Below are 19,043 nucleotides of genomic sequence, written 5' to 3'. Positions count from 1 at the left end.
GATGCAAATCCGGACGTTCAAGACCTTGTTCCTGACCGGCGCCGCACTGACGCTGTGCGGGACGCTGCCGGCGGCGGCCGGCTATCAGGCGCGGAGCTATGATCTGCCCGCCCAGCCGCTCGGCGATGCGCTGCGGACGGTCGCGCGCCGTTCGGGCCAATCGATCGTCGCGCCCACCGGGCTGGTCGCGGGCAAGCGCGCGCCCGCGCTCAAGGGCGACTTTTCCCCCGAGGCCGCTGTCTCCCTGCTCCTCGCGGGCAGCGGCCTCGGTCCCCGCCGGGTCGGAGACGCGCTGGTGATCCAGCGCGCGGATGCCGAAAGCGCGCAAGACGCCCAAGGCACCGGGGAGGGTGCCGGTGACGCGGCGATCGTCGTCACCGGCACCCGTATTCGCGGGCGCGCGCCCGCGGGGGCGTCGGTGATCACGCTCGACCGCACGGCGATCGACCAGAGCGGCTATGCGACCGCGCAGCAGATATTGCAGTCGCTTCCGCAGAATTTCGGCGGCGGGCCCAACGAGACGACCGCGGCGACGGCGCGCGGCAACGCCGATTCGAACACCAGCTATGGGGCGGGCATCAATCTGCGCGGGCTCGGCGCTTCCTCGACTCTGGTGCTGCTCGACGGCGAGCGGCCGCCCATGGCCGGCGTCTCCGGCATCTTCACCGATCTATCGATGATCCCGGTGAGCGCCATCGAGCGCATCGAGGTCCTGCCCGACGGCGCCTCGGCGCTCTATGGATCCGATGCGGTGGCCGGGGTGGTCAACATCGTGCCGCGCAGCCGCTTTCGCGGGGCCGAGATGGCGCTGCGCTACGGTCTTGGCGACGGCGTGCGCGAATTCCAGGGCAGCGCGATCGCCGGCACGCGCTGGTCGAGCGGCCAGGCGATGCTCTCCTACGAAGTTTATTTCCGCAGCCGGCTCGCCGCGGAGGACCGTCCCTATGTCAGCGAGGATCTCCGCCGCTACGGGCTGGGCGACTATCGCGGCGCCGCCGGCGTGCCCGGCACGATCATCGCGGGCGGACGGCGGTTCGGCATCCCTGCCGGGCAGGACGGCACTGCCTTGCGGGCAAGCGACTTGCTTCCCGGGCAGGTCAATCTGCGCGACCGCTATGCCGGCTCGGATATTCTGCCGCAGCAGGCGCGGCACGCCGTATTCGCCAGCGCCCGCCAGTCGCTGGGCGATCTCGAGCTCCATGCCCAGGCGCTGTTCGGGGATCGCCGCTACGAGGTGCGGCGCCCGACCGCACGCAATGCCCTGACCCTGACCGTTCCGGTCACCAATCCCTTCTATGTCGATCCGATCGGCACGCGCCAGCCGGTGCAGGTCGCGTATAATTTCGGTCAGGATCTCGGCGCCGAGCGCGGCCGCGGGTTCAGCCAGGCGCTCGGCGCCACGCTCGGCGCGGATCTTGCTGTCGAGCGCTGGAATCTCGCCTTCGGCACCACCTATGGCCAGCAGAGCGAGGGGCTGACGGTCGATAATCTCGTCAACACGGCGCGGGCCGCGCTTGCGCTCGCGGACACCAGTCGCGCGACCGCGCTCAACCTGTTCGGCGACGGCAGCGCGAACCATCCCGCGACGCTCGACAGGATCCGCGGCACGCTCACCAGCGGCGGCCGCTATCGGCTCTGGGCGTTCCAGCTGCGCGGCGACGGGCCCCTGTTCGCGATGCCGGCGGGGGATGTCCGGCTCGCGCTGGGCGCCGAGCACCGCCGCGAGCGCTATGTGAGCGATCCCGCGGGGTTGGACATCACGACGGCCGCGCCGATCGTGTCGACGGCCAGCGCATTCCGGGGCGTGCGCAACGTCACGGCGGCCTATGCCGAACTGGCACTCCCCTTGTCGGATTTCGACCGCAAAGGGTTCGGGATCGGCCGGCTGGATCTGTCCGCAGCCCTGCGCGGCGAGCGCTACGAGGGCATCGGTGAGACCGTCAATCCCAGGGTAGGGCTTTCCTGGGCGCCGGTGCGCGCGCTGCGGCTGCGCGGCAGCTTCGGCACCGCCTTTCGCGCGCCGGGTTTCGGCGATTTGCGGCAGGATGCCAGCACGACCGTCTATTTCGCCTATCCGGTACCCGATCCTTCGGCACCCGGCGGTGTGACCAATGCGCTGATCGTCCGCGGCAACGATCCCGATCTCGGTCCCGAGCGCGCCGCCACCTGGACCGCCGGCATCGACCTGCGGCCGGAGGCACGGTCCGGCCTGCACGGCCAGCTCGGCTATTTCGGGATCCATTATCGCGACCGGATCGTGAACCCGTCCTCGGCGCTGCTCACTTTCTTCACCAACCGCGCGGTCTATGCGCCGATCATCCACGTCAGCCCCGATCCCGCGGCGGTCGCCGCTTACTATGCCAGTCCGTTTTTCCAGCCGCTGACGGCGATCCCTGCGAGCGCGATCAGCGCGATCGTCGATGCGCGCACCCAGAATCTCGCGTCGCAGCGTATGTCCGGGCTCGACTTCGACCTCGGCTACCGGTTCGCGCTGGAGGGCGGCGGCGCCGAAATCGGGATGAGCGGCAGCTATTTGCTGGATTTCCGGCAGCGGCTCACGGCGACGGCGCCGTCGATCGCGCTGGTCGACACCATCGGCAATCCGCCCGATCTGCGGCTGCGCGGCCGCGCCACGCTGAGCCTTGGCGGGTTCGGCGCGGCGCTGTTCGCCAATTATGTCGATGGCTATGTCAATGCGACCAGCGGCGCCGCGAAGCCGGTCGGGAGCTGGCTCACCTTCGACGTGCAACTGCGCTACCGCATCGGCGAGGGGGGCGGTCGGCCCGGGCTGTCCTTCGCGCTCAGCGCCACCAATCTGTTCGATCGCGCGCCGCCGCGAACCGCCTATCTGCTCGGCACCACGACAATCGGCTATGACGTCGAGAATGCCAGTCCGCTCGGGCGCGTCGTGGCGCTCCAGGTCAGCACGCGGTGGTAAGGCGGCTGGCAGGCGCGGGGGCGGCGGGGCTGTTGTTCCTCGCCGCACCCGCGTCGGCGGAAGAGTGCCGGTCGCGCCTGCTTCCGCCGGCAGCGGCGGCGCCGGGACCGAAACGGACGATCACCGCCGGGGATCTGATCGAGCTGCGCGATTTCGGGATTGCGATCGACATGCCCGGCGGCGATCCGCCTTTCTCCCTGTCGCCAGACGGCAGGCACCTCGCCATGCTGCTCCGGAGCGCGAGCGTCGCTGCCAACAACTATTGTCTGGGGCTGCTCGCAATCGATCTGGAGACGCGTGCGGTGCGGCTGCTCGATGTCGGTGGCGAGCCGACCCTGATCCTCGCCGACATGCACGGGCTCGCCGATCAGGGGACCGGAGCATTCGACGCGCTGCGCCCGCTCTGGTCGCCCGACGGGCAGTGGCTCGCCTATCAGCGCCGCATCGGCGGCGTGACCCAGTTGTGGCGGGTTGCCGCCGCGGGCGCCGCCGCCGAGCAGCTCACCCACGGCGCGAGCGATATACGCCGCTTCGCGTGGACGGCCGACGGGCAGGGTCTGGTCTTTGCGGTGCGCGGAGGCATCGCCGAGGCTCGGGCCGCCTTTGCTGCGGAGGGCGACGCGGGATATCTTTACGACACCCGCTTCTGGCCGCTCTCGGGTGACCGGCCCGAACCTCCCGCCAATATTCCGCTCGCATATTTCACCTACGGTCCCGGGAATGGCGCGGTGCGCGCGGCGAGCGCCACCGAGCGGGCGCTGCTCCTGCCTGCGGCCGATCCGCGCTTTCCCGCCGGCACATTGCTCCGCGCAGAGAGTGGCACGGGCGATCTCGCCTGGGTGGCGCGCCGGGCCGGATCCTATCTCGGCCCGCAGGCGCTCGGCGCGCGCGTGTCGGGGAGGCTATTCGCTTGCGCGGCGGAGGCGTGCGACGATCGCATCATCGGATTATGGTGGTGGCGAAAGGGCGAAATCCTGTTCCTGCGCGACTGGGGCACGAGACGCCGCGGCGAAGTCGCGTTGTTCCGCTGGCGGCCGGGAAGCGCTCCGGTGTCGCTGTTCCGGACGACCGATCCGTTGAACGGGTGCCTGCGCCAGGGCGGTGCCTTGCTCTGCGGGCGCGAGGCGGCGGGACAACCGCGCCGGCTGGTCCGCATCCTGCCGACGGGCGAGACGGCGCTGGTCTTCGATCCCAATCCGGAATTCCGCCGGGTCGCGCTCGGTCCGGCGACGCGCCTTGCCGCCACCGCCTTGGATGGCGCGCCGGCTTTCGGCGATCTGGTGCTGCCGCCCGACCATCGGCCGGGGCAGCGTCATCCCTTGGTCGTGGTGCAGTACAATAGCCGCGGGTTCCTGCGCGGCGGCACCGGCGACGAATATCCCGTCCACTTGCTCGCCGCGCGCGGCTATGCGGTCCTGAGCTTCCAGCGGCCGACGCCCGCCGCCTATGGGACGCCGTCCCCGAACCATCTCGCCTATCAGAAGGCGAATATCGCGGGCTGGGCCGATCGCCGGCGCGTATTCTCGGCACTGGACCGGCTCGTCGATGCGGCGCTTGCGACCGGCGCCGTCGATGCAGACCGCATTGCCATCACTGGCCTGAGCGACGGAACGGCCACGGTGCAATGGGCGCTGCTGCACAGCCGCCGCTACCGGGTGGCGGTCATGAGCACCTGCTGCGAGGATCCATCGACCACCGGCTTCGCCGCCGGGCCCGCCTTCGCCGGGGAAACGCGGGGCTGGGGCTATCCCGCGCCGGGGGAGAAGGATCCAGCTTTCTGGCGCGAATATTCGCTCGCCCGCAATGCAGGCCGGGTCGAGGCGCCGATCCTCGTCCAGGCCGCCGATCGCGAATATCGCCTCGCGCTGGAGACGGTCGCCAGCCTCCGCGCCGCCGGCAAGCCGATCGAGCTCTATGTCTTTCCCGACGAATATCACATCAAATGGCAGCCGCGGCACCGCCGCGCCGTCTATGAACGCGTGCTCGACTGGCTCGATTTCTGGCTGCTGGACCGGCAGGATCGGAACCCTGCCAAGACGGCGCAATATGCCCGCTGGAAGATGCTGCGCGCCGGGGCCTCAGCCGAGGCGTCCCGACCAGCTCCGTAGCCATGCCTCCACCGAGACCAGCCGAAGCAGGCGGTTGGCGAGCAGATTGGAGATGCGCGCCTCATTGCCGAGCAGGGCTTCGATCGCGGGAAGGTCGAGCAGGCGCTGTTCGGCGAGGCAGCCGCCCAGCAACAGGTCGCGCACAAGGTCGCGATTGTGCACGAAAAGCCCGTGGGAGAAGCCGTCGAACCCGCCCTTGGTGCCGCGCGCGAGAATGGCGGCAGGGAGAAGATCCCGAAAGGCCGCGCGCGCGACGGCGCGGTTCTGGCCGTCCCGGCACCAGAGCCAGCTCGGAACGGCGAGGCAGGTCTCGACCACGGGCTGCGCAAGCAGCGGAGCAAGGACGGGGGCGGTTTCGGCACGCGCGACCCATTCGAAATGGCCCTGCATCAGAACCAGCAGCCGCGCATAGGCCTGCACCCCCGGCAGCGTGCCCGGCGGCGCGGGGAGCCAGGGATGGGCGGGCATCGGCTCGAGCGTACGGACGTCGGGCGCGAGCAGCGAGACGTCGTGCGGCCAGGGGCGCGGACGTCGGCGCAACCAGCGGCGCACCACGTGGCGCAGCGCGTCGGCGCGCGAGGCGCCGGTCATCCAGGCAAGTTCGTTCAGCGTCGCGAGAAAGCCCCCAACACCTTCGCACTGCAGCCGGTCGAGAGCCGGCGCGACTGTCTGGAAATACCAGAGCACATTGTCCCCGCCGCCGCCCGACACAAAGGCATCGCAGCCCATTTCGGCCGCGGCGGCGAGGCTGGCGCGGTCCACCGCCTGCGCGAAGGCCCGGGCGCTCGGGCGTGGCAGTGCCGCGGCGTCGGAGCGTCGAAGGTCCACTGCCTGCCGGTCGAGCGTGACGCTCCGCCATGGAAAGCCGAAGTGTTGCGCGACTTTGCGGGCATAACCGGTCTCGTCGAGATCGGCGTCGCCGCCCCGCACCGTCACGCACCGCGCGTCGCGCCGGGCGAGGTGCAGCGCGGCGGTCACTACGGACGAATCGACCCCGCCCGAGAGCTCGCTCAAGGGCCGGTGGTGATCGGTGGTGAGCCCGCGCACCGAAAGCGCGATCGCCTCCCGCACCCGGCGCCTGGCTTCCTCGAAAGCCGGCGGATCACGCCATCCCGCCGCGAAGCGGTACGGCGACCATAGAGTGTCGACCTGCAAGTGCTCCTGCGTCACTGACAAGGCGGTGCCGGGCAGCAGCTCGGTGATGCCGGCGAGCGCGGTGCGGGCGGTGCGGCGGCCGACGAATTGCAGTTCCGACAGCACTTCCGTCCAGTCGATCGCCAGCCCGGTCGCTCCGGCGTCCTGGGCGCGGCGCGCATCCGAGGCGAGCACCACGCCCTGTTCCGCGGTTGCGATATAGCAGGGCAGGGCGCCCGATGGATCGCGCAGCGCGATCACACGGTCTTCGGCTGCGAGCAGCGCGACATAGCTTCCCCAGAAACGATCGACGAGCAGGGCGCCGCCCGAGGTCACCCAGGCCCTGGCTGTCGGCTCGGGTACCTGGCGCAGCATCGCACCGCTACAGTCGAACAGCCGTCCCCAGACGATCCCGAGCCCATGGGGCAGGATCAGGACGGGTCCCGCCGCGGCGCCGTGAAACGCGAGGCCCGGCCGCGATCCGGTCGCGTCGAGCGCGAGGCGCGGCGCCAGGCCGGTCGCTGCCAAGGGCGCCGGGTTCCGGGCGCGCGCGAGGACCGCCACGAAGCTGTCGCGTCTCATAGGACGAGGATCGGCGTGAATGCACGGACATGGTCGACGTCGTCGTTCAGGATCTCGGTCTCCGACTGGAGCCAGCAATGCGCCCGGAACGGATTTGCGATCACGCCGAAAACCGCGCGGGCATCGCTGCCGCGGCGATGGAGGAAATCCAGCATCGCGAACGAGGCGGGGAGGCAGTCGCCTTCGAGCGCGCGCGGGCCGCGCGCGAACTGGAAACCGAGCGCGAAGGGCCGCGGCGGCAGGGGGGTGCCCGGCCGCGCGGTGCGCGCGTGCGCGATCAGACCGTGCAAGCCATCGGCGCGAAGCCGGCGGCGCGTCCGGTAGAGGCTCGCATGCGCGCCGGTCCATGCCCGGAGGGCGGCAAGCCGCGTCGCGGGTGCGGACGCCTTGGGGAGCGACCGGGTCGGTATTGCCAGATTGACCGGCTGAAGCGGTACGGCTGCGACAGTGGCGCGAAGCAGGCCGGCCTCCACGAGCAGCGGAATCGCGGGCGGCGCGTGATCGGCACGGCCGCCGCTTTCGAGCCATGCGCGGAAGGAAGCCGACATCGTGCCGGGCAAGGCGAAGTAGCGATCGTGCCGGACATCGAGAAAGAGCACCCTGTCCGATGCGACGCAGAAACTGACATGCGGAGCGAGTTCCCAGCCCATGACGCGCGCGAGGCGCCGACGGCACAGGGCCGCCGGCGCCGATTGCGTCAATCCTCGTCGGAAAGACCGGCCGCCAGAAGGCCCACGCCGACGATGTCGGTCTCGGGGATCGGGAAGCCCTGGGTTTCGGCGGTTGCCGCGCCGAGGTCGATCAGTTGGTCCTGGATGGTCATGATCGTCTCCTTGTCCGTCGCGTTGGAATCGCGACAGCCCAAGAATCCGCCTCCCGAACGCGTATCCGAAGTTTATACGTTGAAAATATGCAGAATGTTTGGAGTGCTGCGGTGCAGCATCAATCGAGGGCGCGGTAGCGCGCGCGCAGGATCTCGGGGACTGCGGCGATCCGCCGGCGATGATAGCTGCCGAGCAACGTGCGCAACCGGCGCAGGTCGGCATCGAGCAGGTCGGCCAGCTCCTCGCCCAGATCGGCGAGCACCAGCGCCTCGGCCCGGCGTGCCGCATGCAGCCGGTCATTGGCGGCGGCGACGGCGCGGTGCAGCTCACGGTTGGGTGCCGCCGCGGCGATGGCGGCGAACAGCGCTTCGGTGATTTCGGCGAGATGCGCGTGGAGCGGCGGCTCCGGCAGAAACGCCGCGTGGGTGCGGCGGCTGGTCCGAAGCGCGAGCAGCACGAGCTGATAGCTCCAGTCATAGAGGTCGCGCAGGTCGGGTTCGCTCAGGATCGGAACCTGAAATCCGTCGCTGGTCGTGACGAGCATGTCCTCGCCGGCGAGGCGGTGGAGCGCGTCGCGCACCGGGGTGATGCTGGCCGCGAGCTGGGCTGCATGGCCGGCGGGATCGATCCGGGTTCCCGGCAGGATCGCGCCCCGGCGCAGCAACTGCTTCAGCCCGCCATAGACGCGATCAAAGACCGGAGCCGCGTTCATCACCAGCCTCAACTGCCTTCGTCCCGCGCGACGCGCGCACGATAGTCGGCGGCCATCGCGGCCTGATCGGGACGAAGCGCGTCGATCGCGCCAAGGCGCTCGGGGAGCCGGTCCTGCAAGAGGATCGAGGGACATTGCCCCTCATAATTGCCGAGATTGGGGCGATGCTGGCGATAGCCGACCAGACCGGCGAGCTCGGGCGGGAAGCTGCGTGCGACCGCGGGTGGATAGGCGAGCCATTGATTCTCGTACGGCTTGAGCCAGCCCAGACAATAGCTGACGATCATGCCGCGGCGCACCGCGTTGCTCCGATTGGCGCCGGCGCCGTGCAGCGTCGAGCCGAGGAACAACAGCGCATCGCCGGGATCGAGCTCGGCGGCAAAGCATGCCGACGGCGTGGCCTCCTCGAGCGCACGGGCGCCATGGCTGTCCGGATAGAGCAGCGTTGCGCCGTTGTCCTCGGTATAGGGCGTGAAGGGCCACATCACATTGACGAGATATTCGACCTCGCCCTTGGCACTCGCCCACATATCCTGATCGCGGTGCGGGAACTGCCGCGGCGCCCCCGGGTGGATCGCGATCGCTTGCGTGAGGTTGAGCTGGATCGTGTCGCACCAGGGCGCCAGGATCCGCTCGACGATACCGAGCACCAGTGCGTGCTGCACGAAGGCCGCGGCATGCGGCGACCGCGTCAGCAGGCTGCCGATCCGCTTCGTCCGCTCGCCGTAAAAATCGCCCCGGCAGAAGAGCGCCTTGTCGAGAGCGCCGCGGAGGTCGGCGTCGAGCGCGGCGACTGTCCCGGCCGGCTGCAGCCGCGGGACGATGCAATAGCCATGCGCGCGAAGCGCGGTGGCATAGTGGTCGACGGAATCGTCGCACGAAATTGCCGTGGCCATGGATCTGCTCCTCATGCGGCGTTACGACGCCCGGCATCGGCCAGTGTCGTCATGGGAAGGAGTCCCGAAGCGCGCAGCAACGCCGGCGTCTCGGAGTCGATGAACATCTGCAGCGCGCCGAGGCCGGCGCGATCCGGTTCGCCGAGCAGGGCGCACCGCCAGCCAAAGCCGAGGATTTGCTCGAGCCAGCCGCGCTCGGCGACGCCGGTATAGGAGTCGATGCCCGTAAGCAGCGCGTAATCGGCGAGTGCCGCCACCAACGTATCGCGCACGCGCCGGCGCTCGGCGGCGCTGAGGTCCCGGTCCAGACAGAAGCGGGTGATCTCGCGGATTCGCGGTCCCCGCGGTATAGGCCCGGCGCACAGCTCTGGGAACATACTGTCGAGGATGTGCGGGCGCTCGGTCTCGAGCAGACGGGCCGAAGCGAGATGCGCGCCGGCCGTGTCCGTGAGGATCAGATAGGTGGCGTGGGGGTCGTCGAACTGGTCGATCTCATACTGCCCGGCGAGGACCGGGACGTCCCATTGGAGCAGGTCGATAAAGACGCGCTTGCGCGCCGCGAACATGGCCCGAAACGCCTGGGCCTCGCCGGCGGAATCGCCAGGGCCGATCAACAGATGCATGGTCCGTCTTCCCTTGTTGCCAAGGCGAAAAGCAGACCAGATCGAACCGGTACGCCATATACCGCAAAAGGGGGATCAGCTGTCGAGCACCTCGCCGAACGAGATGACGCCGTCATAGAGCGCGCGCACCGCGAGCTGCGAGCGCTTCTGGATGCCATAACGCTCGCGCGCTTGCTTGAGATGCTGGCGAACCGTCTCCTTGCTCAATCCGAGGATCCTGCCGATTTCCCAGTCCGTCTTGCCCCGCGCCGCCCAGATCACGCAGTCGCGCTGGCGCGCGGTCAGCCGCAGCGGCCCGCCGCTCGGACCATCGGGAAGCATGAGGCGCCGCGCCGTCTCGAACGCGCAGACGCCGATAAGCTGGGCGACCGGCAGCCAGTCGTCCGGCACATCCTCCGCTTCCGACACTGCGAAGGAGCAGGAGCCGCGCGATTCCCCGGGAACATGTGCCGGGACGGTGAAGCCGTTGGCGATCCCCTCCCGGCGCGCGCGCTCGAGAATCTCGAAATCCGTGCCCCCGAGCCGGATCATCGCAGGGACATGGGCCCACCGAAATCCCTTGGTGGTGCGGTGGCAGGCGCGGTGCACCGGGTCGAGGCGGCCGAACCGGTTCTCGTCGAACCAGCTCGAAAAGGAGAGCGGATAATTGTGCAGACGCAAGGAAGGGCCCGGACCCTCCGCCGTGTCGACATGGTGCATCAGCGCGAAATAGCGGAAGCCCATGGCGCTGCACGCTTCGCCGAGGACATCTTCCAGATCAGCAACCGCTTTGAGATCTTTGGTCCGGTGCTCGAACTCCTGCGCCAACAATAGTCTGTGCATCTCAGCCTGCCGCGACCGCAGGGGCGTCTTCCAGTCCGCTTTGCCCGCGCGTCGTCCCATTTGTGCGCCCGGCGGGGACCTCTCATGATCCCGCCGGCACGCGTTACGCAAGACGAGGATAGACTAATAGTTTGGCATAAGTATTTCCAACGCCTGTGCGCTGCAACATTACCAAATCGGTATCCCCTTTTCGGGGGAAGGCGGCAGACTCGTTTTTATGTTCTCTGGACGCTTCGCTTTCAGGGAACGTGCCCATGATTTGTCCCGCTCGATCTTTCTCTTCATTTGACGGGAACGGTTTGTCCCGGGGTCACCATGGCGTGTACCCCGCGAACGCCTGACGGCGCTGATCCCGCGGCGTATGCGTGGATGGCCCGGCTCGATCGTACTGGCTGGGCATGGGAATGGCTGCGCCGCGATCCGGAATATGAGGGGATCGCAACCGGACCGGTCGCGCGCGAGGCGCGCGCGATCGTGTTGCCGCAGACGCCGGGCGATCCCGCACGAGGGTTGCTCTTTCGCCGAGAATCCGGCCCTTCCGGCCAGCGAAGCGCGCATCTTCTTTGGATGTAGCGCCGACCCGCACGTTCTCCCTTGCGAGGCCGTGCCTGGCGCGACCGACGATCGCGATCTGATGCGCATGGGGTGTTTTTCCGCCGTGCTGCTCGGGGAGGATCCGGGCGAGCAACTGCTCTTGTCCGATGGTCTGCACAATTTGCGGCTGGAAATCCGGCAGGGTACGCTCCTCGCCGGGCCGGTGCGGCTCCGCATCCGATTCGAAGGCCTGACCGCTCTGGACGCGCCGCTGCTGACCTTGCGGCGCCTCGTCGCCTTTCACAGACTCGGCCGCATGCCGCGGCAGCTCTTCCCCCGCGACCCGCGGGTCGACCGGGCCATCCTGACGCTTCGCGCATGGGACGCACATTGCGCTGGTGCCGGCCAGCGCGAGATCGCCGCGCTGCTTCTGGGCAGCCCGCGTGCCGATAGCGACTGGCAGGGGCCATCCGACTATTTGCGCTCAAGGGTGAAGCGGCTGCTGCGCGCGGCGCGCGCGACAGTGCGCGGGAATTGGCGCCGGCTGCTGCGCGATCCCCGCAGTTAGGTCCCGGTTCGGCGGACGCGGACGCCCGGGGCTGGAGTCCGTGGGCGGCGCCGGCTCCTGTGGACCGGCGAGATGCCGGGGAGAGTGTCTCTTCGCCGCTGGTCCAGGAGACCAGCCATGGCCAGTGCTTCCCGCGAGGGTCTTTACACGCAGATCACCAGCCGCATCGTTGCCGAGCTGGAGGCCGGCACCGTGCCCTGGGTCCAGCCCTGGGCCTCGGCGGCCGCGCCCCCCGGTTTGCCCCGCAATGCCGCGACGGGGCGGCCTTATTCGGGCATCAACATCCTTCTCCTTTGGGCGGCGGCGATGGACCACGGCTTCCCCGCGCAGCGCTGGCTGACCTTCCGCCAGGCCATGCAGCTCGGCGGCAATGTCCGCAAAGGCGCGCACGGGACGATGGTCGTGTTCGCCGACAGGTTCGTGCCCGAGCGCGAAAGGGAGCGGGCACGTGCCAGCGGCGGCGAGCCGGTTCCGGTGCCGTTTCTCAAGCGGTTCACGCTCTTCAATGTCGCCCAATGCGAAGGGCTGCCTCCAGATGCCGGTGCCCTCTCGGAGGGCGGAGCGCCACCCGCTCCGCGTCTCGATCTCATACTTCCACGGATCGGGGCGCTGATTGCGGCGAGTGGCGCCCGCCTGCGGATCGGCGGCGACTGCGCCTTTTATGCGCCGATCGACGATCTCGTCATGGTGCCCCCGCCCGAGGCGTTTTTCGATTCCGTGAACTGGCACCGCACTGCGCTGCACGAGCTCGCTCATTGGACCGGTCACAAGTCCCGGCTCGATCGCGACCAGCGTGGCCCGTTCGGATCGGCGGGTTATGCGCGCGAGGAGCTCGTCGCCGAAATGGCCGGCGCATTCCTTTGTGCCGCACTCGGCATCGAGCCGACCGTGCGGCATGCCGACTATCTTGCTTCCTGGCTCGCGGTCCTCCGCCAGGATAGCCGGGCGATTGTCCGCGCCGCGAGCGCGGCATCCCGGGCGGCGGCGTTCCTGCTGGCCTTTGATGTTCAGGGTGCGGGCGCCGGCGCAGAGGAAGAGGAAGCAGGAGGTCCATGACGGGTTGAGACTGGCGAGAGAGCTTGCCGGGCCCGTCATGGAGAAGTCCCATGACCAGGATTCAGTTGCGCCAGGCCGAAGGCATTCCCTTCAACCGGCTTGTCCTCAGCCAGGCCAATGTCCGGCGCGTCAAGGCCGGCTGTTCGATCGAGATGCTTGCGGAGGACATTGCGCGCCGCGGCCTGCTTCACTCGCTGAGCGTTCGCCCGCTGCACGACGCCGACGGCGCGGAGACCGGCAACTATGAGGTGCCCGCTGGCGGGCGGCGCTACCGCGCGCTGGCGCTGCTGGTTTCGACCAAACGGATGTCCAGGACCACACGCGTGCCCTGCATCGTCAAACCCGCCGACGCGCCCGACAGCGCAGCTTCGGACTCGCTTGCAGAGAATAGCCAGCGCGAGCCGCTGCATCCGCTCGATCAGTTCCGCGCCTTCCGCGCGATGCGCGAGGCAGGCCAGCCCGAGGAGGATATCGCCGCACGCTTCTTCGTAACGCCGGCCGTCGTGCGGCAGCGGCTGCGCCTCGCCAGCGTCAGCCCGGTGCTGCTCGACCTCTATGCCGAGGATGGCTTGTCGCTCGAGCAGCTGATGGCCTTTACCGTCACCGGCGACCACGAACGGCAGGAACAGGTCTGGAATGCAGTCACGGCGGGCTGGTCGAGGGATCCGGCGACGATCCGGCGGATGCTGACCGAGGGCGCCGTACGCGCCGCGGATCGCCGTGCCCGGTTCGTGGGCATCGAAGCCTATGAGGCGGCGGGCGGCGCGGTGTTGCGCGACCTGTTCGACGACAGCCATGGTGGCTGGCTGCAGGATCCTGCATTGCTCGACCGGCTCGTCGGCGAACGGTTCGCCACCGAAGCGCAGGCAATCACCGCCGAGGGCTGGAAATGGATCGAGGCCGCGCCCGAATTTCCTTATGGTCATCATCTGGACATGCGTCTGCTGCAGGGCACGCACGCCCCGCTCGATGAGACGCAAGAGGCCGAATGGGAAGCGCTTCGCCAGGAGCAGGAGGCGCTCGAGGCCGAATGGTCCGACGCCCCCGAACTGCCCGGGGAGGTCGATTCCCGCCTCGGCGAGATCGAGTCGGCGCTGGAAGTCTTCGAGAACCGGCCGTTGATCTACGACCCTCAGGAAGTGGCCCGGGCCGGTGTGTTTGTCTCGATCAGCAGCGCCGGCAGCCTGGTCGTACAGCGCGGCTTCGTCCGGCCCGAGGACGAGCCGGCGCCGGAGGCCGAGGCAGGCGAGGGGGCCGATGCCGAAGCGGGAGAAGCGCCGCAAGCCTCCCAGGACGGCACGGATCCCGAGCCAGTCGAGGATGACGATCCGCTGCGTCCGCTGTCCGACCGGCTGCTCGGCGAGCTCTCCGCCGCGCGCACGGTCGCGCTGCGCGATGCGCTTGCCCGGTATCCGGTTACTGCCTTGCGGGCGGTCGTGCACAGCTTCTGCCTGGCCTGTTTCTACGTGCCCGCAGGCGACGCCTGTATCGAGGTGGTCCTGCGCCGTCCCGGTCTCGCTGCCCAGCCCCCGGGGCTCGCCGATACCGCCCCGGCCCAGGCGATCGATGCGCGGCATGCCGAATGGGCGTCGCGCCTTCCCGACGACGATCGCGACCTTTGGGCGAGGCTCTCGACGATGGAAGTTGCCGAGCTTCTCGAACTGTTCGCGCATTGCGCATCGCTGAGCCTCAATGCCCAGATCGAGCAGGTCAGCCGCTATGGCGACGGGCGAATCTCCGCGTCCATGCTCGAGCGGCGGCTCGATCAGGCGGCCCGCATCGCCGAGACGGTCGGGCTCGACATGGCCGCCGCGGGCTGGGTGCCGACGGTCGATTCCTATCTCGGCAAGGTGCCCAAGCCCCGCATCCTCGAGGCGGTGCGCGAAGCCAAAGGGGACGCGGCCGCCGACCGTATCGCTGGCCTGCGCAAAGCGGACATGGCTGACGAGGCCGAATCGTTGCTCGCCGGGACCGGATGGCTGCCAAAGGCTTTGCGCGGTGCCGGCTATGGCGTCGGCGGCGAGGCCGGTGATCCCGGTGCGGAACGAGCGGACGCGAGCGAGGGACAGCCCGAGTTGATCGCTGCCGAGTGAATCCCTGGGCCCGGCGCTTCGGTGCCGGGCCTTTTTCATGGCTGGGCATCCAAGCTTGCTGCAGCCGCGCCGGCCGCAAAGGGCTTGCTGGCGCAGTGCCCCCGGCGCCGCAATGGCCGGTTCGGCCATCCTTCGCTGCGCTACGGCCCTGCGGATGCGGTGCCGGGAGCGCCGCGCCGGTCCGCGCGCCAGCGGCCGCGAGTGGCGCGGCCTCAGCCAGGGACCAGACCAATGACCCAGATGTTCGACACCGATTCCGAAGCGGAGCCTGCCGCCTGCGCGACCGCCGTTCTGCTCGAGGAGCTTGCCCGGTTCGGCTATCGTCCCTTTTCCGACGAACCCGACCCCCGGCCTTTGCCGGCCCCGGAACGGGCGGCGGGGGCGGTCGCCGACATGGCCGACGCGCTGGTTTCGACGCTGCAGGAGACGCGGCTCGAAGACGATATCGAGGACCTGCTCTGGGCGCTGGCCAATCTCTTTCACCGGGCGGAAGCCCGGATCCAGCGCCTGCTCGATGACAATGCGGACGCGCAGCGTGCCGCGCAGCGCGCGCAGGACGGATCCGAAGTGCGCTCGGTCGAGCTCGAGCGGATCACTGCCGAAGGCATCAGCCTGGTCGAGCGGCGCAACGCAATGGAGTTCCTGCGCGACTGCGCCACGGCGCAGTTCGCGCTCCACACGGGCAGCGCCTGGTTGCCCCGCACGGGATCGCTCGTGCGCCGCCGGACCCTGACCGCCGCGATGGTCGACAGCCGCGAATTCCTCCTCGAGCAACGCCGGGCGGCGCGCGAAACGCTCGTGCCGCGCGGTACCCGCATCGCCTTCACCGGAGGTGTCGATTGCGGCGATCATCAGGCTATCTGGAAGGCGTTGGACCGCACGCGGGCACGCCATCCCGACATGGTATTGCTCCATGGCGGAACGCCGACGGGTGCCGAGCGGATCGCGGCGTGCTGGGCGGACCAGCGCGGGGTCGCGCAGGTCCTGTTTCGTCCCGACTGGAAGCGGCATGGCAAGGCGGCGCCGTTCAAGCGCAACGACCAGCTGCTCGAGTGCTTGCCGGTCGGGCTCATCGTCTTCCCGGGCTCCGGCATCTCTGCGAATCTCGCCGACAAGGCACGCATCATGGGCATCCCGCTCTGGCGGTTCGATCGCGGCTGACCCGATGCCGGGACGGCACCCGTCGAGCGCGGACCTGCCGCCCCATGCATCGCCGGCTTGGCGGATCGGGCGCCACCCTGACATCTCCCATCGGTCATCCACTCGCCATCCCGGCCCCGATCGATGGCCGAATGACCGGGACCGGCTGCGCCTCGCGCGGCTTGCCGCAACCGGCGCGGCCGCACTTTCTTCCCCTGCCGGGCCTGCGGCCCGGCATTCCTCGCGAGGCAAGAAAGCTTGCCGCGCCGGTCCTTCGCGTGCGCTGCGGCCCTTTCGGGTGCGGCGCCGCGCGCCCCGGTCCTGCTCCGAGCCATCGAGGCCGCGATGGGCGCGGTCTCGACCAAGACAGGAGTGACGGACATGGCGAATATCGGTTCCTTCAAGAAGGTCGGCGGCGAGTATCAGGGTGAGATCGTCACGCTTTCGGTGCAGGCCAGGGGCGTTCGGATCGTTCCCGAAACCAATCGCGCCAACGAGAATGCGCCCGACTATCGGGTCTATGTCGGCCGTGCCGAGATCGGTGCGGGCTGGAAGAAGACCTCGGCCGAACGGCGCGACTATCTGTCGCTCAAGCTCGACGATCCGAGCTTTCTCCAGCCGATCTTTGCCAAGCTCTTCGACGAGGACGATGGCGAGAACGCAACCCTGACCTGGCAGCGCCCGCGCGTTAGCGCGAACGACTGACCGGCCTCCCGCCCGGGCATTGCCCGGGCGGGATGGTTTTATCGGCGGGGGTCGAAATCGGAGCCCCCTCGAAAGCGACCCTGCGCAAACCTGCGCGCGGGTGCGATTTCGCCGCAGCCGGCAGCACTTTCGTTGCCGAATGCGGGAGTTTTTCATGGACGACGCCAATACCCGCGCCGCCGAGGCGAGGCTGGGCAGCCCCTATCTGGATACCAAGCAAGCGGCCCATCATCTCGGCCTTTCGGTACGAACGCTCGAGTTCATGCGGAGGAAGCGCAAGGGCCCCCCGTTTCGCCGCCATGGCGGCCGCGTGCGCTACCATATCGACGAGCTCGACAGCTGGTCGCGCGGTGCCGGGCGGAGCAGGCTCCATGATTGAGCGCTGCCGTCTTTTCGTCGCCACGGGCGGCGCGGGTGCGCTGCTGGCGATTCCGATCCTGGCGGATCCCCAACCGAGATTTGTCTGGAACGCTTCGGCGAGCACGCCGCCCGGGCTGTATTGGGTGCAGCCCGGCCGCCTTCCGGCGCGAGGCGACTGGGTAGTGCTGTACACGCCCGAGGGGGTGCGCGCGCTTGCTGCGCGCCGTCATTATCTTCCGGCAAACGTCCCTCTGGTGAAGCGCGTCCGTGCGGTCGCCGGCGACCGGCTTTGTGCGCGGGAGGGGATCGTGTCGGTGGGTGGCGTGCCCGTCGCGCGCCAGCGAAGCCGCGATCCAGGTGGGCGGATATTGCCGCACTGGCAGGGTTGCCGCACGCTGCGGAGCGACGAATATCTCGTCCTTGGCGATGCGCCGGACTCGTTCGATGGCCGCTACTTCGGACCGGTCCGCGCGGCGAACCTTCTCGGCAGGGCGGTGCCGCTGTGGCTGCGCTGACGCGCTTCGCGCTGCTGGCTACGATTGTCCTCGCCGCGCCGGCAGCGGCCCAGGCGAGAGCCAGCTGGGACGCCGAGATTGGCACCGCTTCGCTGCGCTTCGGCGTCCCCGAAGCCTGGATCCGAACGGTGATCCGGCTGGAGAGCGGAGGGCGTAACGAGCACGCCGGCAGGCCGATCCGCAGCCCGAAAGGCGCGATGGGGTTGATGCAATTGATGCCCGGCACTTGGCGGGACATGCGCCTCCGGCACGGGCTCGGCGGCGACCCGGATATGCCGCTCGACAATATCCTCGCCGGCACCGCCTATCTCCGCTTGCTGTACGACCAGGTCGGCTATCCCGGCATGTTCGCCGCCTATAATGCCGGCCCGGCACGCTATCTCGCCTGGCGTCGGCGAGGAGTGCCGCTGCCGCCGGAGACCCGGGCCTATCTGGCCGCCGCGGTCGCGATGTTGAAGGACCCGGAGATTGCGCCGGTTGCCCCGCCGCCGGGCACGCGCGATCCGTCCTGGCGGACCTTGTTCGTGCTGCTGGGCGGACAGGGGCCGGACGAAAGCGGCGCGCCATGAGGAGAGCGGGGAGGGCACTTGTCGAGAAGTCCCAGCATGACGGGCGGCGGCACGGCTGTGCAAGGATCGCGGGCCCCTCCAAAATGCTGGCGCATTTTGGTTCCTCCCACGCCCGCTCCGCGGCGCCGCGACCTGCGGTCGCAGCGTCCCTGACAGCCGCGCCGCCGCCCGTCTCCGAAACGCCGTCTTCGATCCTGAAGACGCAGTCACGGAGGCGGTCATGCTTGCTCTTTCAACGATCCGGCACAGCGAAGCCGATGCCTATCCGGGCCTCGTCGCGGGGCTCAGGACCGAGTTCCGCACCGACAATGTCGAGCTTGTCGCGGCATTGTTCCTCGATGCCGAAACCGACGATTTTCGCTGGGACAGCCGGGTCGCCGAACGCGGTCTCGGGCCTTGTGAAGATGTCGAAGAGGCGGAAACGGCGCTTGATCGGGTCGCGATTCTGGGAATTCTGGCCGGTCGCTGGTACGCCGCTTGCGCCTGCATCGATGGCGAGGGAAGGCTCTGGGCGATGCACGGCTGCACCGAATATGTGCACCGCCGCGACGCCGAGCGGGCGTATCTGGCAATGGCCTGAGGCCTTGGCAAACAACGGCGACGGGCGGCGCGAGACCGGCGCCATCCGTCCGTTTTTGGTGTCGCGGTGCAGCTGGACAGGTCCCGGCGAGGGGCGCGGTAACCGTAGATCGGGGTGGCATGGAAGGGGAGCAGGGGAAGGCAAGATAAAGCAATGGCGCCATTCCTGCGGACGGCGCCATAACACTCTGTCTGCACATCTTTTTCTCGGACGGGCAGTAGCGCCATCGCTTCGTCGATGGCGCCAGACGCCGCGCCGTGCCCCGGAATGCGCCCATTTCGATG

Annotated in this window: 19 protein-coding genes; 12 read left to right on the top strand and 7 right to left on the bottom strand. The window is 69.0% G+C overall.

Features of this window, described 5'->3' with window-relative positions; translation table 11 throughout:
- Nucleotide 1 precedes the first annotated feature (1 nt).
- Both BR78_RS0102170 and BR78_RS0102165 read left to right on the top strand, forming a co-directional pair.
- Entirely contained in the window at nucleotides 2-2,938 is a 2,937-nt protein-coding gene (locus BR78_RS0102170) for a TonB-dependent receptor (protein WP_051683151.1), read from the top strand.
- The gene (locus tag BR78_RS0102165) at nucleotides 2,932-5,046 is read left to right on the top strand and encodes an Atxe2 family lasso peptide isopeptidase (protein ID WP_156022180.1); all 2,115 of its coding nucleotides are present in this window, start codon (nucleotides 2,932-2,934) and stop codon (nucleotides 5,044-5,046) included. Before BR78_RS0102170 ends, BR78_RS0102165 begins: the two co-directional genes overlap by 7 nt.
- Here BR78_RS0102165 and BR78_RS20290 read toward each other — a convergent pair.
- The 7 genes from BR78_RS20290 to BR78_RS0102130 all read right to left on the bottom strand — a co-directional run bounded on the left by BR78_RS20290 (nucleotide 5,017) and on the right by BR78_RS0102130 (nucleotide 10,639).
- A complete protein-coding gene (locus BR78_RS20290) occupies nucleotides 5,017-6,762 on the bottom strand; it encodes an asparagine synthase-related protein (protein WP_037565880.1) in 1,746 nt (581 codons plus the stop codon). The two genes, BR78_RS0102165 and BR78_RS20290, sit on opposite strands and share 30 nt — an antisense overlap.
- Nucleotides 6,759-7,463 (bottom strand): lasso peptide biosynthesis B2 protein, encoded by a 705-nt coding sequence (locus BR78_RS21505; protein ID WP_231478075.1) that lies wholly within the window; start codon nucleotides 7,461-7,463, stop codon nucleotides 6,759-6,761. Before BR78_RS21505 ends, BR78_RS20290 begins: the two co-directional genes overlap by 4 nt.
- A complete protein-coding gene (locus BR78_RS21500; RefSeq protein ID WP_156022179.1) occupies nucleotides 7,460-7,585 on the bottom strand; it encodes a benenodin family lasso peptide in 126 nt (41 codons plus the stop codon). Before BR78_RS21500 ends, BR78_RS21505 begins: the two co-directional genes overlap by 4 nt.
- A gap of 119 nt (nucleotides 7,586-7,704) precedes the next feature.
- The gene (locus BR78_RS0102145) at nucleotides 7,705-8,298 is read right to left on the bottom strand and encodes a GntR family transcriptional regulator (RefSeq protein ID WP_037565879.1); all 594 of its coding nucleotides are present in this window, start codon (nucleotides 8,296-8,298) and stop codon (nucleotides 7,705-7,707) included.
- Between the two features lie 8 nt (nucleotides 8,299-8,306).
- Nucleotides 8,307-9,194, bottom strand: a complete 888-nt coding sequence (locus BR78_RS0102140; RefSeq protein WP_029934524.1) for a phytanoyl-CoA dioxygenase family protein — start codon at nucleotides 9,192-9,194, stop codon at nucleotides 8,307-8,309.
- Nucleotides 9,195-9,205: 11 nt separating this feature from the next.
- Nucleotides 9,206-9,817, bottom strand: coding sequence for an acyl-homoserine-lactone synthase (locus tag BR78_RS0102135; protein WP_037565877.1), 612 nt, complete (start codon nucleotides 9,815-9,817; stop codon nucleotides 9,206-9,208).
- A gap of 75 nt (nucleotides 9,818-9,892) precedes the next feature.
- On the bottom strand, nucleotides 9,893-10,639 hold the full coding sequence (locus BR78_RS0102130; RefSeq protein WP_029934520.1) for a LuxR family transcriptional regulator: 747 nt from the start codon (nucleotides 10,637-10,639) through the stop codon (nucleotides 9,893-9,895).
- A gap of 315 nt (nucleotides 10,640-10,954) precedes the next feature.
- Between BR78_RS0102130 and BR78_RS21890 the strand changes: the two genes are divergently transcribed.
- From BR78_RS21890 to BR78_RS20760, 10 genes are all read left to right on the top strand, one after another.
- Complete coding sequence (locus tag BR78_RS21890) at nucleotides 10,955-11,212, top strand: transcriptional regulator domain-containing protein (RefSeq protein WP_197021249.1); 258 nt, start codon at nucleotides 10,955-10,957, stop codon at nucleotides 11,210-11,212.
- Between the two features lie 31 nt (nucleotides 11,213-11,243).
- Nucleotides 11,244-11,741 carry a DNA -binding domain-containing protein gene (locus BR78_RS0102120; protein ID WP_051683149.1) on the top strand — a complete coding sequence of 166 codons (498 nt, stop codon included), beginning with the start codon at nucleotides 11,244-11,246 and terminating at the stop codon, nucleotides 11,739-11,741.
- A 117-nt stretch (nucleotides 11,742-11,858) separates the two neighbouring features.
- On the top strand, nucleotides 11,859-12,797 hold the full coding sequence (locus tag BR78_RS0102115; protein ID WP_029934515.1) for an ArdC family protein: 939 nt from the start codon (nucleotides 11,859-11,861) through the stop codon (nucleotides 12,795-12,797).
- A 50-nt stretch (nucleotides 12,798-12,847) separates the two neighbouring features.
- A complete protein-coding gene (locus BR78_RS0102110; protein WP_029934513.1) occupies nucleotides 12,848-14,890 on the top strand; it encodes a ParB/RepB/Spo0J family partition protein in 2,043 nt (680 codons plus the stop codon).
- 231 nt (nucleotides 14,891-15,121) lie between these two features.
- Entirely contained in the window at nucleotides 15,122-16,051 is a 930-nt protein-coding gene (locus BR78_RS0102105; RefSeq protein ID WP_029934511.1) for a DUF2493 domain-containing protein, read from the top strand.
- Nucleotides 16,052-16,411: 360 nt separating this feature from the next.
- Entirely contained in the window at nucleotides 16,412-16,735 is a 324-nt protein-coding gene (locus BR78_RS0102100; protein WP_029934509.1) for a DUF736 domain-containing protein, read from the top strand.
- Between the two features lie 154 nt (nucleotides 16,736-16,889).
- Nucleotides 16,890-17,114, top strand: coding sequence for a helix-turn-helix domain-containing protein (locus BR78_RS0102095; protein ID WP_029934507.1), 225 nt, complete (start codon nucleotides 16,890-16,892; stop codon nucleotides 17,112-17,114).
- Nucleotides 17,107-17,610 (top strand): S26 family signal peptidase, encoded by a 504-nt coding sequence (locus tag BR78_RS0102090; protein WP_037565876.1) that lies wholly within the window; start codon nucleotides 17,107-17,109, stop codon nucleotides 17,608-17,610. The genes BR78_RS0102095 and BR78_RS0102090 overlap by 8 nt, the downstream gene beginning before the upstream one ends.
- Nucleotides 17,598-18,179 carry a lytic transglycosylase domain-containing protein gene (locus tag BR78_RS0102085; RefSeq protein WP_081855565.1) on the top strand — a complete coding sequence of 194 codons (582 nt, stop codon included), beginning with the start codon at nucleotides 17,598-17,600 and terminating at the stop codon, nucleotides 18,177-18,179. The genes BR78_RS0102090 and BR78_RS0102085 overlap by 13 nt, the downstream gene beginning before the upstream one ends.
- 220 nt (nucleotides 18,180-18,399) lie before the next feature.
- A complete protein-coding gene (locus tag BR78_RS20760) occupies nucleotides 18,400-18,759 on the top strand; it encodes a hypothetical protein (protein ID WP_051683147.1) in 360 nt (119 codons plus the stop codon).
- Nucleotides 18,760-19,043 lie beyond the last annotated feature (284 nt).

It is taken from the genome of Sphingomonas sp. UNC305MFCol5.2 (assembly GCF_000712135.1).
Lineage (GTDB): Bacteria > Pseudomonadota > Alphaproteobacteria > Sphingomonadales > Sphingomonadaceae > Sphingomonas.
Note: the sequence above shows the minus strand (reverse complement) of the source record. Positions and strands in the feature narration are given on the sequence as shown.